This window comes from Arthrobacter sp. AD-310 (assembly GCF_054656615.1).
On the sequence record NZ_BAAHNO010000044.1, the window covers coordinates 1 to 14,159 of the forward strand.

Here is a 14,159-nt window from a genome sequence, read left to right on the forward strand (position 1 = left end):
CACCAACCACGCCCAGATCCCGGTCAACCAGCCCAAGAACACCGTCAACAACTACTCCCAGGACGGCGCCGGACGCTACCTGTTCAACGCCCCCACCGTGCCGGTCTACGCCCCGAACACCTTCGGCGGCCCCGCCGCCCTCGAGCCGCAGCACGTCGCCGGCGGATGGGAAAACGACGGCGAACTGACCCTCGCCGCGCACACCCTGCACGCCGAGGACAGCGACTTCGGCCAGGCCGGCACCCTCTACCGCGAGGTCTACGACGAAGCAGCCAAAGCACGCTTCCTCGACACCATCACCGGCGCCGTCAGCGGCGTGAAGCGCTCCGACATCAAAGAACGCGCCATCCAGTACTGGACCAACGTCGACACCGAACTCGGCGCCAAACTCCGCGCCAACCTCGGCGCCGGCCAGGCAGAATCCGACGCCGAAGCCGCCACCAAATACTAAAACCCCATCACCCGGGACACCCCCGGCCCCGAAGTAACAGACCACCCCGCCACGGCACCACCCGCGGCGGGGTGTACTGCTTAAACCTGAACGTCTGCCAGGTCCGGGCCGTCAAGACGCCGGACACAGTCACCGGCAGTGCTGCAACAAAGCAAAAACCCTTGACATCCTGCGTGACGTGCGACACTGTGTTGCATATCGTGATGCTTGTTGCCTATGGCGAAGAGAAGCTTGCTCGATCAAAGATGTAGAAAAGCTTGCGCGACCAACGAAGGTCTGCCCAGAAACAGAGGTACGTCCCATGCATAAGGCATGCCCGCTCAGCGAGCTCGCTCCCGGCGAAGCGATCCGGTTGGACACAGCCCCGCCCATCGCCGTGTTCCACACTGAAGAAGGTGAGCTTTTCGCGCTTGACGACACCTGCACGCACCAGGACGCATCCCTCGCTGACGGATGGGTGGAGGACTGCTGGGTGGAATGCCCGCTGCACGCCTCGAAGTTCAACCTTCGTGACGGCAGCGTTGACTCACCCCCGGCCAAACTGCCGGTCCGCTCCCATGAGGTGACCGTCGTCGACGGCATCATCATGGTCAATGAATCCACCGACGCGCCGAACCTGCCCCCGGGCCTCACCGTCAACGGACACGTCTAGCCCCAGCACACGGGCTTTTCGCCCACGCCAACCAGGAGAACCACACACCATGAGCGCAGCACCCCGCGTTGTCATCATCGGAGCCGGCATCGTCGGCACCAACCTCGCCGACGAGCTGGCAAGCCGCGGCTGGACCAACATCACCGTCGTGGAGCAGGGTCCGCTTGAGCTGGCAGGCGGCTCCACCTCGCACGCCCCCGGCCTGGTGTTCCAGAACAACCCGTCCAAGACCATGACGGAATTCGCCACCTACACGGTCAACAAGCTGCTCGCCCTGAGCAAGGACGGCCAGTCCTGCTTCAACCAGGTGGGCGGCCTGGAACTGGCAACGACGCCCGAACGCCTCGCCGACCTCAAGCGCAAAATGGGCGTCATGACCTCCTGGGGTGTCGAGAGCCGGATCATCGACGCCGACGAATGCGAAAAGATCTACCCGCTGCTCAACACCGGCAAGCTCAGCGGCGGCCGCGAGGTCCTGGGCGGCCTGCTCATCCCTACCGACGGGCTCGCCCTCGCCGCCCGTGCCGTGCAACTGCTGATCGAGCGCTCGCGCGAACACGGCGTGACCTACCTCGGATCCACCACTGTCACCGGCATCGCCCAGGAGGGCGGCAAGGTCACCGGCGTCGAAACCGACAACGGGCTCATTCCTGCCGACATCGTGGTCTCCTGCGCCGGTTTCTGGGGCCGTGAGCTCGGCAGGATGGTCGGCCTTGAGGTGCCGCTGCTGCCCCTGGCACACCAGTACGTCGTCAGTACCCCCCTTGCCGAGCTCGAAGGCGTCAACGAGCTTCCCAAGGGCGCCAGCAAGCCCATCCTGCGCTACCAGGACAAGGACCTGTACTACCGCGAATGGGGCGACCGCATCGGCATCGGCAGCTACGCGCACAAGCCGATGCCCGTGGACATGGCAGCCCTGCCGAAGGTGCCGGCAGAGGAGATGTCCGACCACCGCATGCCATCCCGGCTGGACTTCACCCTTGAAGACTTCGTGCCCGCCTGGGAAGACAGCCAGGACCTGCTGCCGGCACTGCGCAGCGCCGCGATCCAGGACGGCTTCAACGGCATCTTCTCCTTCACGCCCGACGGCGGCCCGCTGATCGGCGAAGCCCCGGAGCTTGCCGGCTTCTTCGTTGCCGAGGCCGTGTGGGTCACGCATTCGGCAGGTGTGGCCAAGGCCGTCGCGGAACTGCTCGTCGAGGGCCGGTCCCGCACCGACCTGCACGGCACCGAGCTCAGCCGCTTCGAGAAAATCCAGACCTCCGACGCGTATGTCAGCGAAACCTCGCAGCAGAACTTCGTGGAGATCTACGACGTCATGCACCCCCTGCAGCCCAAGGAATCGCCGCGGGACCTTCGCGTCAGCCCGTTCAACGTCCGGCAGAAGGAACTGGGCGCCTTCTTCCTCGAGTCCGCCGCCTGGGAGCGCCCGCACTGGTTCGAGGCCAACCGTCCCCTGCTGGACGAACTCCCGGAAGAATGGCGCGCTCCGGAGCGCGAACCCTGGGCTGCGATGTTCTCCTCCCCCATCTCCGCGGCCGAAGCGTGGAAGACGCGTACCGCCGTCGCGCTTTACGACATGACGCCGCTGAAGCGGCTGGCCGTCACCGGACCCGGCGCCCAGGAGCTGCTGCACCGGCTGAGCACCGGAAACATCGCCAAGAAGCCCGGCGCAGTCACCTACTGCCTGCTGCTGGAGCACGACGGCGGCATCCGCAGCGACGTGACCGTCGCCCGCCTGGCGGAGGAAGACTTCCAGCTCGGCGTGAACAGCAACGTCGACTTCGACTACCTGCGGGTGGAAGCCCGCAAGCAGTCCGCCGCCGATCCCGCCAAGTGGGTGCACGTCACCGACATCACCGGCAGCACCTGCTGCATCGGCCTGTGGGGCCCGCTGGCCCGCGAGGTCATCGGCAAGGTCAGCACCGACGACCTCACCAACGACGGCCTGAAGTACTTCCGTACCAAGGAGATCAGCGTGGGCGGCATCCCCGTGACGGCCATGCGCCTGTCCTACGTGGGCGAGCTCGGCTGGGAGCTGTATACGACCGCCGAATACGGCCTCAAGCTCTGGGACCTCCTGTTCGAAGCCGGCCAGGAGCACGGCATCATTGCCGCCGGCCGCGGCGCCTTCAACAGCCTGCGCCTGGAGAAGGGCTACCGCCTCTGGGGCACGGACGTGACCTCGGAGCACCACCCCTACCAGTCCGGCCTCGGCTTCTCTGTGGCGAAGGACAAGACCGGCTTCGTGGGCGCCGAAGCGCTTGCCGAGCGCAAGGAGCAGCCCGCGGACAAGACCCTGCGCTGCCTGACGGTCGACGACGGCACGTCCGTCGTGCTGGGCAAGGAACCGGTGTACGTGGACGGGCACGCGGCCGGTTATGTCACCAGCGCCGCCTACGGCTACTCGATCCGCAAGCCGATCGCCTACGCCTGGCTGCCCTCCGCCGTCGGCGTGGGGGACGCGGTGGAGATCGAGTACTTCGGCCGGCGCGTTGCCGCTACCGTGACCGCTGAGCCGCTGGTGGACCCGGGCATGGAACGCCTGCGCGGCTGATCTTGTCCCCGCTCAGGGTGGTTGGGCCTGCTTGAGACTTGCAGGCTCCAACCACCCTTTTTGCTGGCCGGGATTGCCTTGAGGATGGATGCGCCGAGGCCGCCCCGGGGCCCTTGCAGCAGGCCAGCGCCGGTGGTTGGCTGTAAGGATGGCTGACGAACAGGAATCCAAGGACATTCCCGCCGATGAGCACCTGCGGCAGGATGTCGCGCCCGGGCGGGAGGCAAAATCCCAGGACCCGCAGGACGGGCAGTTTGCTCCGGGTCAAACAAATGCCGGCCAGCAGGTGTCAGGACTTGCCTCGGCCAGCGGCTATGGCAAAGGCCTGGATCCGGAGGCCGAGCCGGACGGAAACAACCCCGTATAGGGCTCCTGCTTCGGCTTCCACCGCGCCAGGCAACAGGAATGCCCCCGCCTCCTTTGGGAAGCGGGGGCATTCGTGCGATGGCCGCTTACGCGGTTAGACGGCGCTCGCCTGCAGCGACGCAGCCTCTTCGGCTGCAGTTGCGTCCGCGTTGTGCGGTTCGAAGCGGACGAACATGGCCTTGAACCCGGGGGTGTTGGATTCGCGGGCGACGTTTTCCTTGTGGACCAGGGCGTTAGCTTCGGGGAAGTACGCGGCGGCGCAGCCTTTGGCTGTGGGGTAGGCGACCAGGCGGAACTTGTCCGCGCGGCGGTCCACGCCGCCGAAGGTGCTGATGACGTCCACGAGTTCGCGGTCCTGGAAGCCTGACTCGGCGAGGTCGTCCGGGTGGATGAGGATCACGCGGCGGCCGTCGGAGATGCCGCGGTAGCGGTCGTCCAGGCCGTAGAACGTGGTGTTGTACTGGTCGTGGCTGCGGATGGTCTGCAGCACCAGGTGGCCCGGCGGCGGGGTGAGGTATTCCAGCGGGCTGACCGTGAACCGGCCGCGGCCGATGTCGGTGGCGAAGGAGCGGGTGTCGCGCGGCGGGTTGGGCAGCACGAAGCCGTTCTTGGTGCGGACGCGGGTGTTGAAGTCCTCGAAACCGGGCAGGACGCGGGCGATGTGGTCCCGGATCACGTCGTAGTCCTCGGCCATGCCGCGCCAATCGACGGAGTGGTCCGGGCCGAAGGTGGCCTCGGCCATCCGGGCCACGATCACGGGCTCGGCGAGCAGGTGCTCGGAGACCGGGGTCAGGCGGCCCTGGGTGGAGTGGACCACGGACATGGAGTCCTCCACGGACAGGAACTGGGCGCCCTTGGGGTGCTTGTCGTCCTTGTCGGTCCGGCCGAGCGTGGGCAGGATCAGCGACGTGCGTCCGTGCACCACGTGCGAGCGGTTGGGCTTGGTGGAGATGTGTACGGTCAGCCCAATCCGCTGCATCCCGGCCTCGAGCATTTCAGTGTCGGAGCAGGCGAGGGAGAAGTTGCCGCCCATGGAGACGAACACGTCCACCTCGTTGCGCTCAAAGGCCTCCATGGACTCCACGGCGTCGTACCCGTGGTGCCGCGGCGAAGTGATGCCGAACTCGTTGTCCAAGGCGGTGAGGAGCCATTCCTTCGGCTTTTCCCAGATGCCCATGGTCCGGTCGCCCTGGACGTTGGAGTGCCCGCGGACGGGGCAGGCGCCGGCGCCGGGCTTGCCGAAGTTGCCCTGCAGCAGCAGGACGTTGACCATTTCCTTGATGGTGTCCACCGAGTGCGGCTGCTGGGTCACGCCCAGGGCCCAGCAGAAGATGGAGGCCTTGGAGGCAACCAGCATCCCGGCGACCTTTTCGATCTGTTCCCGGGTCAAGCCGGTGGCCTTCTCCGTCTCGTCCCAGTCAAGGGTGCGGCGTGCCTCCTTGTAGGCGTCGAACCCGTCCGTCTGCGCGGCGATGAAGTCATGGTCGACGACGGTGCCCGGGTTCTCCTCCTCGGCTTCCAGGAGCAGGTGGCCCAGCGCCTGGAACAGGGCCAGGTCACCGCCGACCTTGATCTGCAGGTACTCGTCGGCGAGCGGGGTGCCGCCGCCCACCACACCGGAGACGGTCTGCGGGTCCTTGAAGTTGAACAGGCCGGCCTCCGGCAGCGGGTTCACGGCCACCACCTTGCCGCCCTTGTCCTTGCACTCCTTCAGCGCGGACAGCATGCGCGGGTGGTTGGTGCCGGGGTTCTGCCCGACGACGAAGATCAGCTCGGCGTCGTGAATGTCATCGAGGGACACCGTGCCCTTGCCGATGCCGATGGTCGGGTTCAGTGCCGACCCGGAGGACTCATGGCACATGTTGGAGCAGTCCGGCAGGTTGTTAGTGCCCAGGGACCGGGCGAACAGCTGGTACAGGAACGCGGTCTCGTTCGCGGTACGGCCGGAGGTGTAGAACACGCAGCGGTCCGGGGTGCTGGCCCGGATATGCTCGCCGATCAGCTCGAACGCGTCATTCCAGGAAATGGGCGAGTAGTGCGTGTCGCCTTCGCGGATGACCACCGGTTCGGACAGCCGCCCCTGGTTGCCCAGCCAGTACTCGGTCTTGGTGGAGAGCTCCGCGATCGAGTGCTTCGCCCAGAATTCGGCACCCACGGTCCGGAGGGTGTTCTCCTCGGCCACGGCCTTGGCGCCGTTTTCGCAGAACTCGGCGGCCTTGCGTTTCTTGTCCGATTCCGGCCAGGCGCAGCCCGGGCAGTCGAACCCGCCGCGCTGGTTCAGGCGAAGCAGCGACTGCGCAGTTCGGGTCACACCCGCCTGCGCCACGGCGCGCTCCAGGGCGACCATGACGGCCTTGACGCCGGCAGCCTCTGTTTTGGGCTTGTGGACGGACAGATTGTCCTCGTTGATGTCCGCAACGGGTGCGGGCTGTTTCCCGAACTTCATTGTTCCAACTTCCTTACGGGCATGGATTTCTTCAATCTGTAGGAAGGGCGCGCCAGGGCTTCCCGGCGCGCCCTTCACTGGCACACTCTGATGCTGTGGTTGTGGCTACTGCGAAACTTTTGCCAGGGTTTCCTGCTCCGCGGCGATGGTGGTGTTGTCGCCGTGCCCGGTGCGGACCACGGTGCCACCCGGCAGCGTGAGCAGCCGTTCGCGGATGGAGGCCAGGATGGTCGGGTAGTCGCTGTAGGACCGGCCGGTGGCACCGGGACCGCCGTTAAACAGCGTGTCCCCGGTGAAGACCGTCCCTTCGCTTTCCAGGTAGAAGCAGGTGGATCCCGGCGAGTGGCCCGGCGTGTGGATGGCCTTCAGCGTGGCCCCGCCCACCTGGAACTCGTCACCGTCGCCATGCTGCCGGTGCGGCGCGAAGTCCGGGTACACCTGCTCCCACAGGACCAGGTCTTCCGGGTTGAGGTAGATCGGAGCGCCCACGGCCTCGGAGACCTCACGGGCTGCGCCGATGTGGTCGTTGTGCGCGTGGGTCAGCAGGATGGCCTTGACCGTGCGGCCCTTGACCTGGTTGATGATCGCCGCGGCGTCGTGCGGGGAATCGATGATCACGCACTCGTCGTCGTTGCCCACGATCCAGACATTGTTGTCCACGTCCCAGGTGCCGCCGTCAAGCGAGAATGTCCCCGAGGTGACCAGGTTCTCGATGGTGACGCTCATGCGGACGCTCCTTCACGTTTTCCCGACGGCTCGATTTCAACAACTGAACGGAGCACCTTGCCCTCGTGCATCTTGTGGAAGGCTTCCTCCACCTGGTCGATGGTGATCCGTTCGGATACGAAGGCGTCCAGGTCCAGGTTGCCCTGCTTGTAGTGCGAGACCAGCATGGGGAAGTCGCGGGACGGCAGGCAGTCGCCGTACCAGGAGGACTTCAGCGAACCGCCCCGGCCAAAGACGTCCAGCAGCGGCAGTTCCAGCTGCATCTCCGGCGTCGGGACGCCAACCAGGACCACGCGGCCGGCGAGGTCGCGCGCATAGAAGGCCTGCTTATACGTTTCGGGACGGCCGACGGCGTCAATCACCACGTCCGCTCCGTTGCCTCCGGTCAGGGCACGGATGGCTTCCACCGCGTCTTCCTGACGGGAGTTGATCCCGTGGGTGGCACCGAGGGACTTTGCCATCTGGATCTTGTTTTCGTCGATGTCGACGGCGATGATCGTCGTCGCACCCGCCAGCTTGGCCCCGGCAATGGCGGCGATGCCAACACCGCCGCAGCCGATCACGGCGACGGACTCGCCGCGCTTGACCTCACCGGTGTTGATGGAGGCACCGATGCCGGCCATCACGCCGCAGCCGAGCAGGCCGACTGCGGCAGCGTCAACCTCGGGATCAACCTTGGTGCACTGCCCTGCGGCAACCAGCGTCTTCTCGGCGAACGCGCCGATACCCAGCGCCGGAGACAGCTCGGTGCCGTCCTCCAGGGTCATCTTCTGGGTGGCGTTGTGGGTGTTGAAGCAGTACTGCGGCTGGCCCTTTGCACAGGCACGGCACTGGCCGCAGACGGCACGCCAGTTCAGGATCACCCGGTCGCCCGGTGCCACGGAGGTCACGTCCGGGCCGACCGCGCTGACGACGCCGGTGGCCTCGTGGCCCAGCAGGTAGGGAAAGTCGTTGCCAATGCCGCCCTGCTTATAGTGCAGGTCCGTGTGGCACACCCCGCAGGTGAGGATGTCCACCAGCGCTTCGCCCGGGCCCGGATCCGGCACCAGGATGGTCTCCAGCGTCACCGGGGCGTCCTTCTCCCGGGCGATGACGGCTTGAACTTTATGGACCATTAGCTCTCGTGTTCCTTTCCTGGACCCTGGCAGATCCGGTGGGTCGGCACCATGTGACAATCTAGCCGACACGTCGTGGGCGGGACACGAGTCCTTCCGCGGCAAGCCGATATGAATTGCGTATTACACAACACGATGCACATAGCGCTACTAGCAATATGACAGGGACCACACCCCCTGTCAATAGATATATCAGTTATATGGCAGAAGCGGAGTTGCTGCTCCTGAAGCCGGGGCATGGACCGCCGGGCGGCGGCCCAGATCCCTTGGCGAAGGCCATTTAGGTGCCGAAAAACTACGGCAGTAGGCTGGATGGCATGTCTTCCGAAGAACACCCTGCCGAGCGGCGCGAAGTAACGGTCCGGCGCGCCCCCCGATTTGTGCCGTTCCTCATATTGGGTGCACTGGTGGGCATCGGCGTTGCAGCGTTTGTCGCCTTCGGCCTGCCCGGGAGCGCCAGCTTCGACTCCGGCGCGGTCTTCGGGTTCTTTATGGTGATGTTCGCCGGCGGCGGTGCCATCCTGGGCGCCGTCGTCGCCCTTGTGCTGGACCGTCGGAGCGTCAAGCGGCGGGAACGCGCGGTGGTCGAACCGGTTCCGGACTCGGAGCCGGACACGGATCCCCAGGCCTAGGCGCCGCCGGCCAGTGGTCGGGGCCTGGTCACAAACCGGCGGCCGGAAAACTCATACCCCATATCGTGCGATAATCGATCAGTGGCACGCGGCGATGGCAAACTTTCCCATGATCTTCTTCCCGGCGAAAAAGGACCCCAGGACGCTTGTGGCGTCTTCGGCGTCTGGGCACCAGGTGAAGAAGTAGCAAAACTTACCTACTACGGGCTGTACGCACTGCAGCACCGTGGCCAGGAGTCGGCTGGTATTGCCACCAGCGACGGCAAGCGGATCAACGTCTACAAGGACATGGGCCTCGTTTCCCAGGTGTTCGACGAGACGACGCTGAACACCCTGACCGGACACCTCGCCGTCGGGCACTGCCGCTACTCCACCACGGGAGCAAGCCACTGGGCCAACGCCCAGCCCACCCTTGGCGCCACCAGCACCGGCACGGTTGCCCTGGCCCACAACGGAAACCTGACCAACACCGCCGAGCTCAACGCCATGATCCAGGAACGCAACGGCGGCCAGCTCACCGGCGAAATGAAGCAGGGCAACACCTCGGACACCGCCCTGGTCACGGCCCTCCTGGAAGGCGAGCCGGGCAAGAGCCTGGAAGACACCGCCACCGAACTCCTGCCCAAGATCAAGGGCGGCTTCTGCTTTGTTTTTATGGACGAAGGCACCCTCTACGCCGCCCGCGACACCTACGGCATCCGCCCGCTGGTCCTCGGCCGGCTGGACCGCGGCTGGGTGGTGGCGTCCGAACAGTCGGCACTGGCCACCGTCGGAGCCAGCTTCATCCGCGAAATCGAGCCCGGTGAGTTCATCGCCATTGATGAGGAAGGCGTGCGCTCCAAGCGCTTCGCCGAGCCAACGCCGGCTGGCTGCGTTTTCGAGTACGTCTACCTTGCGCGCCCGGACGCGGCCATCGCCGGCCGCTCCGTCTACGAGTCCCGCGTGGAGATGGGCCGCCAGCTGGCCCGCGAAAACACCCACGAGGCCGACATCGTGATTCCCGTCCCGGAATCCGGCACGCCTGCTGCCGTGGGTTACGCCGAAGAGTCCGGAATCCCGTTCGCGCACGGCTTCGTGAAGAACTCCTATGTAGGCCGCACCTTCATCCAGCCGTCGCAGACCCTGCGCCAGCTCGGCATCCGGCTCAAGCTGAACGCCCTGGAATCCGTGATCCGCGGTAAGCGCGTGGTGGTCGTGGACGACTCGATCGTCCGCGGCAACACGCAGCGGGCCATCGTCCGGATGCTCCGGGAAGCCGGCGCGGCCGCGGTGCATGTCAAGATCTCCTCCCCGCCCGTGCAGTGGCCCTGCTTCTACGGCATCGACTTCGCCTCCCGTGCGGAACTCATCGCCAACGGGGCGACCATCGAGGAGATCTCGCAGGCCATCGGCGCTGACTCGCTGGCCTACATCTCGGAGGACGGCATGATCGGCGCCACCCGGCAGCCGCGCGAACGCCTCTGCACCGCCTGCTTCACGGGCAAGTACCCCATCAAGCTTCCGGACGCCGACAAGCTGGGCAAGAACCTGCTGGAGCGCACGGACCTGGGCGGCCTGACACCTTCGCCCTCGGCCCTGCCAGGGGAAACGGCGGCACTGGCCGTGGATTCCCACGAGGATCCGGCTGAAAAGTCCGGCGCTACCGGCTGCGATCCGGGACCGGACTCCGAATTTGAGAACCTGCTGACCGACGCCGACCTCGTGCCTGACGTACACGCCGCCGCAGGCGCCGACAAGAAAGAGTCCCTATGACTTCCGCAAACACCGCCGCCGGCCCCGCTTCGGAGAACACAGGCATCACCTACGCCTCCGCAGGCGTTGACGTCGAAGCCGGCGACCTCGCCGTCGAACTCATGAAGGATGCCGTCAAGGCCACCCACAACTCCTCGGTGATCGGCGGCGTGGGCGGCTTCGCCGGCCTGTACGACGTCTCGAAGCTGCTGACTTTCAAGAAGCCGCTGCTGGCGACTTCCACCGACGGCGTCGGCACCAAGGTGGCCATCGCCCAGGCCATGGACATCCACGACACCATCGGGTTCGACCTGGTGGGCATGGTGGTCGACGACATCGTGGTGGTGGGTGCCGAACCGCTGTACATGACCGACTACATCGCCTGCGGCAAGGTGGTTCCGGAGCGCATCGCCGGCATCGTCCGCGGCATCGCCTCTGCCTGCTCCGTGGCCGGGACCGCGCTGGTCGGCGGCGAAACCGCCGAGCACCCCGGCCTGCTGGGCGAGCACGAGTACGACGTCGCCGGCGCTGCCACCGGCGTCGTGGAAGCCGATGCCCTGCTGGGCCCGGAACGGGTCCGCGCCGGCGACATCGTCATCGGCATGGCCTCCTCCGGCCTGCACTCAAACGGCTACTCCCTGGTCCGCCGCGTCATCAACCACGCCGGATGGGCCCTGGACCGCCAGGTCTCCGAACTCGGCCGCACCCTGGGCGAGGAACTCCTCGAACCCACCCGCGTCTACGCCGCCGACTGCCTGGACCTGGCCCGCACCTTCCCGGTGAACGCCGGCGCAGCCGTGCACGGCTTCAGCCACGTGACCGGTGGCGGCCTGGCCGCCAACCTGGCCCGCGTCCTGCCGCAGGGCCTCGTTGCCACCGTGGACCGCGCCACCTGGGAACTGCCCGCCATCTTCAAGCTCGTCTCGGAACTGGGCAACGTCCCGCTGGCAGACCTCGAACGCACCCTCAACCTGGGCGTGGGCATGGTGGCCATCGTGTCCCCCGACGCCGCGGATGCCGCCGTCGCCCGGTTGAATGACCGCGGCCTGCCGTCCTGGATCATGGGCACGGTCACGGAGGACTCGGACTCGATCCTGAAGTCCGGCCCGGACTACGTCCAGGGCGCCAAAGGCGTGGACGGCGGCGCAGTCCGCCTGGTCAACGCGTACGCCTGATCCCCCGATCGGTCCCCGCCGGTGTTGCCCGCCGGCGGGGACCGATGAGGTTAAGAGGCCTCTTGCATTCAGGGAGCCTTGATCAGGCTGAGGATTCCGCCCTGGGGATCGCGGATGGTGGCAGGCCCTTCCTCAAAGTCGGCCTCCGGTTCCACAACCGTTTCGCCTCCCGCCTCCACGGCCGCCTCGACAGCCGCTCCAAGGTTGGCAACCCCGAAGTAGATCTGCCACGCCGGTTCCTCAGCGTCCCCGGCAGCGACCACCCCGGCCACCTCAACCCCGTCGAGGACCAGCGCACTGTAGCTCCCGCCGTCGTCCTGTGGATACTCGGTGATCTCATGTCCGAAAAGCTGTTGGAAGAATCCGACGGCGGCCTGCGGCTCAGGCGTGGACAGTTCCGCCCAAGCAAGCGCGCCCGGTTCATTGAACAGCCGGGTCCCGCGGTGCGTTCCGGCCTGCCAGATGCCCGTGGTCCCGCCACCGGGCGGGGCCACGAAGGCGAGAACCCCCGTGTCAGCCACTGCCTCGGGCCCGAACTCTGCCGCACCGCCGGCATACAGAGCTTCCTCCACCAGCGCTCCGGCGTCGTCCGCGGCGAAATAGATGTTCCACTGCGCTGCGGTGCCGGCCGAAAGCTGGAGCGGGTTCTGCGGGGCGATGACGGAGACCAGGTTCCCGTCCGCAAATGCCTGGGCATAGGTACGGCCGTCCGGGGTGGGCAAATCCCTGTAGGTCCAGCCGAAGAGCCGGCCGTAAAAGTCCTTCGCCGCGGCGACATCGGGCGTCTGCAGATCCGCCCAGCACGGCTGGCCGTGCCGGTATGCGTCAATATGTGGCATGGCATAACGCTACACGGCCGACCGGACGCCGAAGCAAAGGAACAACAGCGCGGCAAAGCCCGCTCCCGGCACCTGATGGTGTGGGAAGCGGGCTTTGGGCGCAGCAGGATCTGACGCCTGAAAAAATATGCGCCGCAGAAACTGTGCGCTGTATCAGTGCCGTTGTGGCGTCGCTGGAGCTGCCTGGCAGGGCGTTGGCAGCGCGCTGCGGCAACAACTAGCCGATGCGACGGGTGTCTACCTCGTCGTCGTCGTCTTCCAAATCATCCGCGTACTTGTCCACGTAAGCCGAATAATCCGGTTCCACCGGTTCGTTCGCATAGTGGCTCGTGGCACGACTTGATGGGCCCGTCAGCTCGCGCTGAAGTGCCGAATAGTCGGTGTTCGGGGAGTAGTACTTGATGTCCCGAGCCTGCTTAGTAGCTTTTGCCTTTTGACGGCCGCGCCCCATGGCGTGACCCCCTTTTGTACTTGGACCGGAGGTGGTCACCTTTGGCGATGGTGAGGCCCCGGAATGTTTGGTCAATTTGTCGTACACCTAGATTACATGCTTTCTGCGGCCCCTGCTTGCCGGGCGCGGCGCCCGGGAGTGGTGTGCGCTACCATTTCCGCGCATCGGCGGCGAGTTTCCAGCATTTTTGTTGGGTAGAGTCGCTTAAACAACTGCCGAAACTGGCCGGGCGACCGGCTGCCCGCCCGGGACGGAATGCAGGAGGATGCGCCCACGTGAACAACCAGGACCTGCCGCCGAAGCCCAGCTCGCCGCCCACCGCGGGCCTGCCGAAAGTGCGGGCGGAGCAGGTTCCCGCCCGGCACCACATCCCGGCACAGGCCCCCGCTCCCGCACCGGACCATGTGACGTGGTCCCGGCCGCTGCCGGAGCCGGAACGGGAACGGACGCCCAGGCTGCGACCGAAAACCCGGCGGACCCTGTGGAAGGCGCTGTTCGCCGTCGTACTCCTTGCGGTGGTGGCCGGCGTGGTGTGGCTGGCGGTGTGGCTGAACTCCGGCGGGGGCGCCGATGAAGCGGCGAATGCCGCCGGGGCCGTGGAAACCGCGGTGACGCCGCAGGCCACGCCGCTGCCGCTGCCGCGCGACGGGGTGCAGCCGGCGGACTACGCGCTGGGTGACTGTTTTGCCGATTTCGATCCGGAAGCGCTCGCATCCAAGGTGGTCCCCTGCGATACGGGCCACTCGGCGCAGCTTGTTGCCGTGTTCCGCTACCCGGAGGCAGGATCCTATCCGGGCGCCGAGGCGCTGAAAGCCAAGGCGCTGGAAGCGTGCCAGGCGGCAAAGCTGGGCCCGGCCGCCAACGAGTACCAGCTGAACTTCCAGCGCAGCTTTCCCAGCAGCACCAGCTGGGAGTCCGGCGACCGCAGGGTGGACTGCTATGTAACCAGCACGGGCGGCAATGTCATTAACGCGAGCGTGCTGCCCTGACGGTTTCCCGCCGGGGCAGCACGCTTCCC

The 14,159-nt window shown here is 66.3% G+C and carries 13 protein-coding genes; 8 read left to right on the forward strand and 5 right to left on the reverse strand.

The annotated features are described in order from the left end of the window. From ACYQ1Z_RS19570 to ACYQ1Z_RS19585, 4 genes are all read left to right on the forward strand, one after another. A partial coding sequence (locus ACYQ1Z_RS19570) for a catalase-related domain-containing protein (protein ID WP_459794216.1) occupies positions 1-451 on the forward strand: 451 nt, incomplete at its 5' end. Positions 452-752: 301 nt separating this feature from the next. Beyond that, a complete protein-coding gene (locus ACYQ1Z_RS19575) occupies positions 753-1,103 on the forward strand; it encodes a bifunctional 3-phenylpropionate/cinnamic acid dioxygenase ferredoxin subunit (RefSeq protein WP_459794217.1) in 351 nt (116 codons plus the stop codon). Positions 1,104-1,152: 49 nt separating this feature from the next. Further along, on the forward strand, positions 1,153-3,660 hold the full coding sequence (locus tag ACYQ1Z_RS19580) for a GcvT family protein (RefSeq protein ID WP_459794218.1): 2,508 nt from the start codon (positions 1,153-1,155) through the stop codon (positions 3,658-3,660). Positions 3,661-3,808: 148 nt separating this feature from the next. Further along, positions 3,809-4,027 (forward strand): hypothetical protein, encoded by a 219-nt coding sequence (locus ACYQ1Z_RS19585; RefSeq protein WP_459794219.1) that lies wholly within the window; start codon positions 3,809-3,811, stop codon positions 4,025-4,027. Between the two features lie 93 nt (positions 4,028-4,120). On the opposite strand, the gene ACYQ1Z_RS19590 is transcribed toward ACYQ1Z_RS19585, so the two are convergent. The 3 genes from ACYQ1Z_RS19590 to ACYQ1Z_RS19600 form a co-directional block, all read right to left on the reverse strand. Further along, entirely contained in the window at positions 4,121-6,472 is a 2,352-nt protein-coding gene (locus tag ACYQ1Z_RS19590; RefSeq protein WP_459794220.1) for an FdhF/YdeP family oxidoreductase, read from the reverse strand. Between the two features lie 105 nt (positions 6,473-6,577). After that, positions 6,578-7,198, reverse strand: a complete 621-nt coding sequence (locus ACYQ1Z_RS19595; RefSeq protein WP_459794221.1) for an MBL fold metallo-hydrolase — start codon at positions 7,196-7,198, stop codon at positions 6,578-6,580. Further along, positions 7,195-8,313: an S-(hydroxymethyl)mycothiol dehydrogenase gene (locus ACYQ1Z_RS19600; protein WP_459794222.1), complete on the reverse strand. Its 1,119-nt coding sequence runs from the start codon at positions 8,311-8,313 to the stop codon at positions 7,195-7,197. The genes ACYQ1Z_RS19595 and ACYQ1Z_RS19600 overlap by 4 nt, the downstream gene beginning before the upstream one ends. Before the next feature lie 317 nt (positions 8,314-8,630). Here ACYQ1Z_RS19600 and ACYQ1Z_RS19605 point away from each other — a divergent pair, with 317 nt between their 5' ends. The 3 genes from ACYQ1Z_RS19605 to purM all read left to right on the forward strand — a co-directional run bounded on the left by ACYQ1Z_RS19605 (position 8,631) and on the right by purM (position 11,851). Continuing rightward, positions 8,631-8,945, forward strand: a complete 315-nt coding sequence (locus tag ACYQ1Z_RS19605; RefSeq protein ID WP_459794223.1) for a hypothetical protein — start codon at positions 8,631-8,633, stop codon at positions 8,943-8,945. Positions 8,946-9,026: 81 nt separating this feature from the next. Further along, positions 9,027-10,697 (forward strand): amidophosphoribosyltransferase, encoded by a 1,671-nt coding sequence (purF, locus tag ACYQ1Z_RS19610; protein WP_459794224.1) that lies wholly within the window; start codon positions 9,027-9,029, stop codon positions 10,695-10,697. Further along, positions 10,694-11,851: a phosphoribosylformylglycinamidine cyclo-ligase gene (purM, locus tag ACYQ1Z_RS19615; RefSeq protein ID WP_459794225.1), complete on the forward strand. Its 1,158-nt coding sequence runs from the start codon at positions 10,694-10,696 to the stop codon at positions 11,849-11,851. Before purF ends, purM begins: the two co-directional genes overlap by 4 nt. 68 nt (positions 11,852-11,919) lie before the next feature. Here the strand turns inward: purM and ACYQ1Z_RS19620 are convergent, their stop codons facing one another. Then, positions 11,920-12,690, reverse strand: a complete 771-nt coding sequence (locus ACYQ1Z_RS19620; RefSeq protein ID WP_459794226.1) for a VOC family protein — start codon at positions 12,688-12,690, stop codon at positions 11,920-11,922. Between the two features lie 217 nt (positions 12,691-12,907). After that, the gene (locus ACYQ1Z_RS19625; protein WP_058267842.1) at positions 12,908-13,141 is read right to left on the reverse strand and encodes a DUF3073 domain-containing protein; all 234 of its coding nucleotides are present in this window, start codon (positions 13,139-13,141) and stop codon (positions 12,908-12,910) included. Between the two features lie 275 nt (positions 13,142-13,416). Between ACYQ1Z_RS19625 and ACYQ1Z_RS19630 the strand changes: the two genes are divergently transcribed. Continuing rightward, the gene (locus ACYQ1Z_RS19630) at positions 13,417-14,130 is read left to right on the forward strand and encodes a septum formation family protein (RefSeq protein WP_459794227.1); all 714 of its coding nucleotides are present in this window, start codon (positions 13,417-13,419) and stop codon (positions 14,128-14,130) included. Positions 14,131-14,159 lie beyond the last annotated feature (29 nt).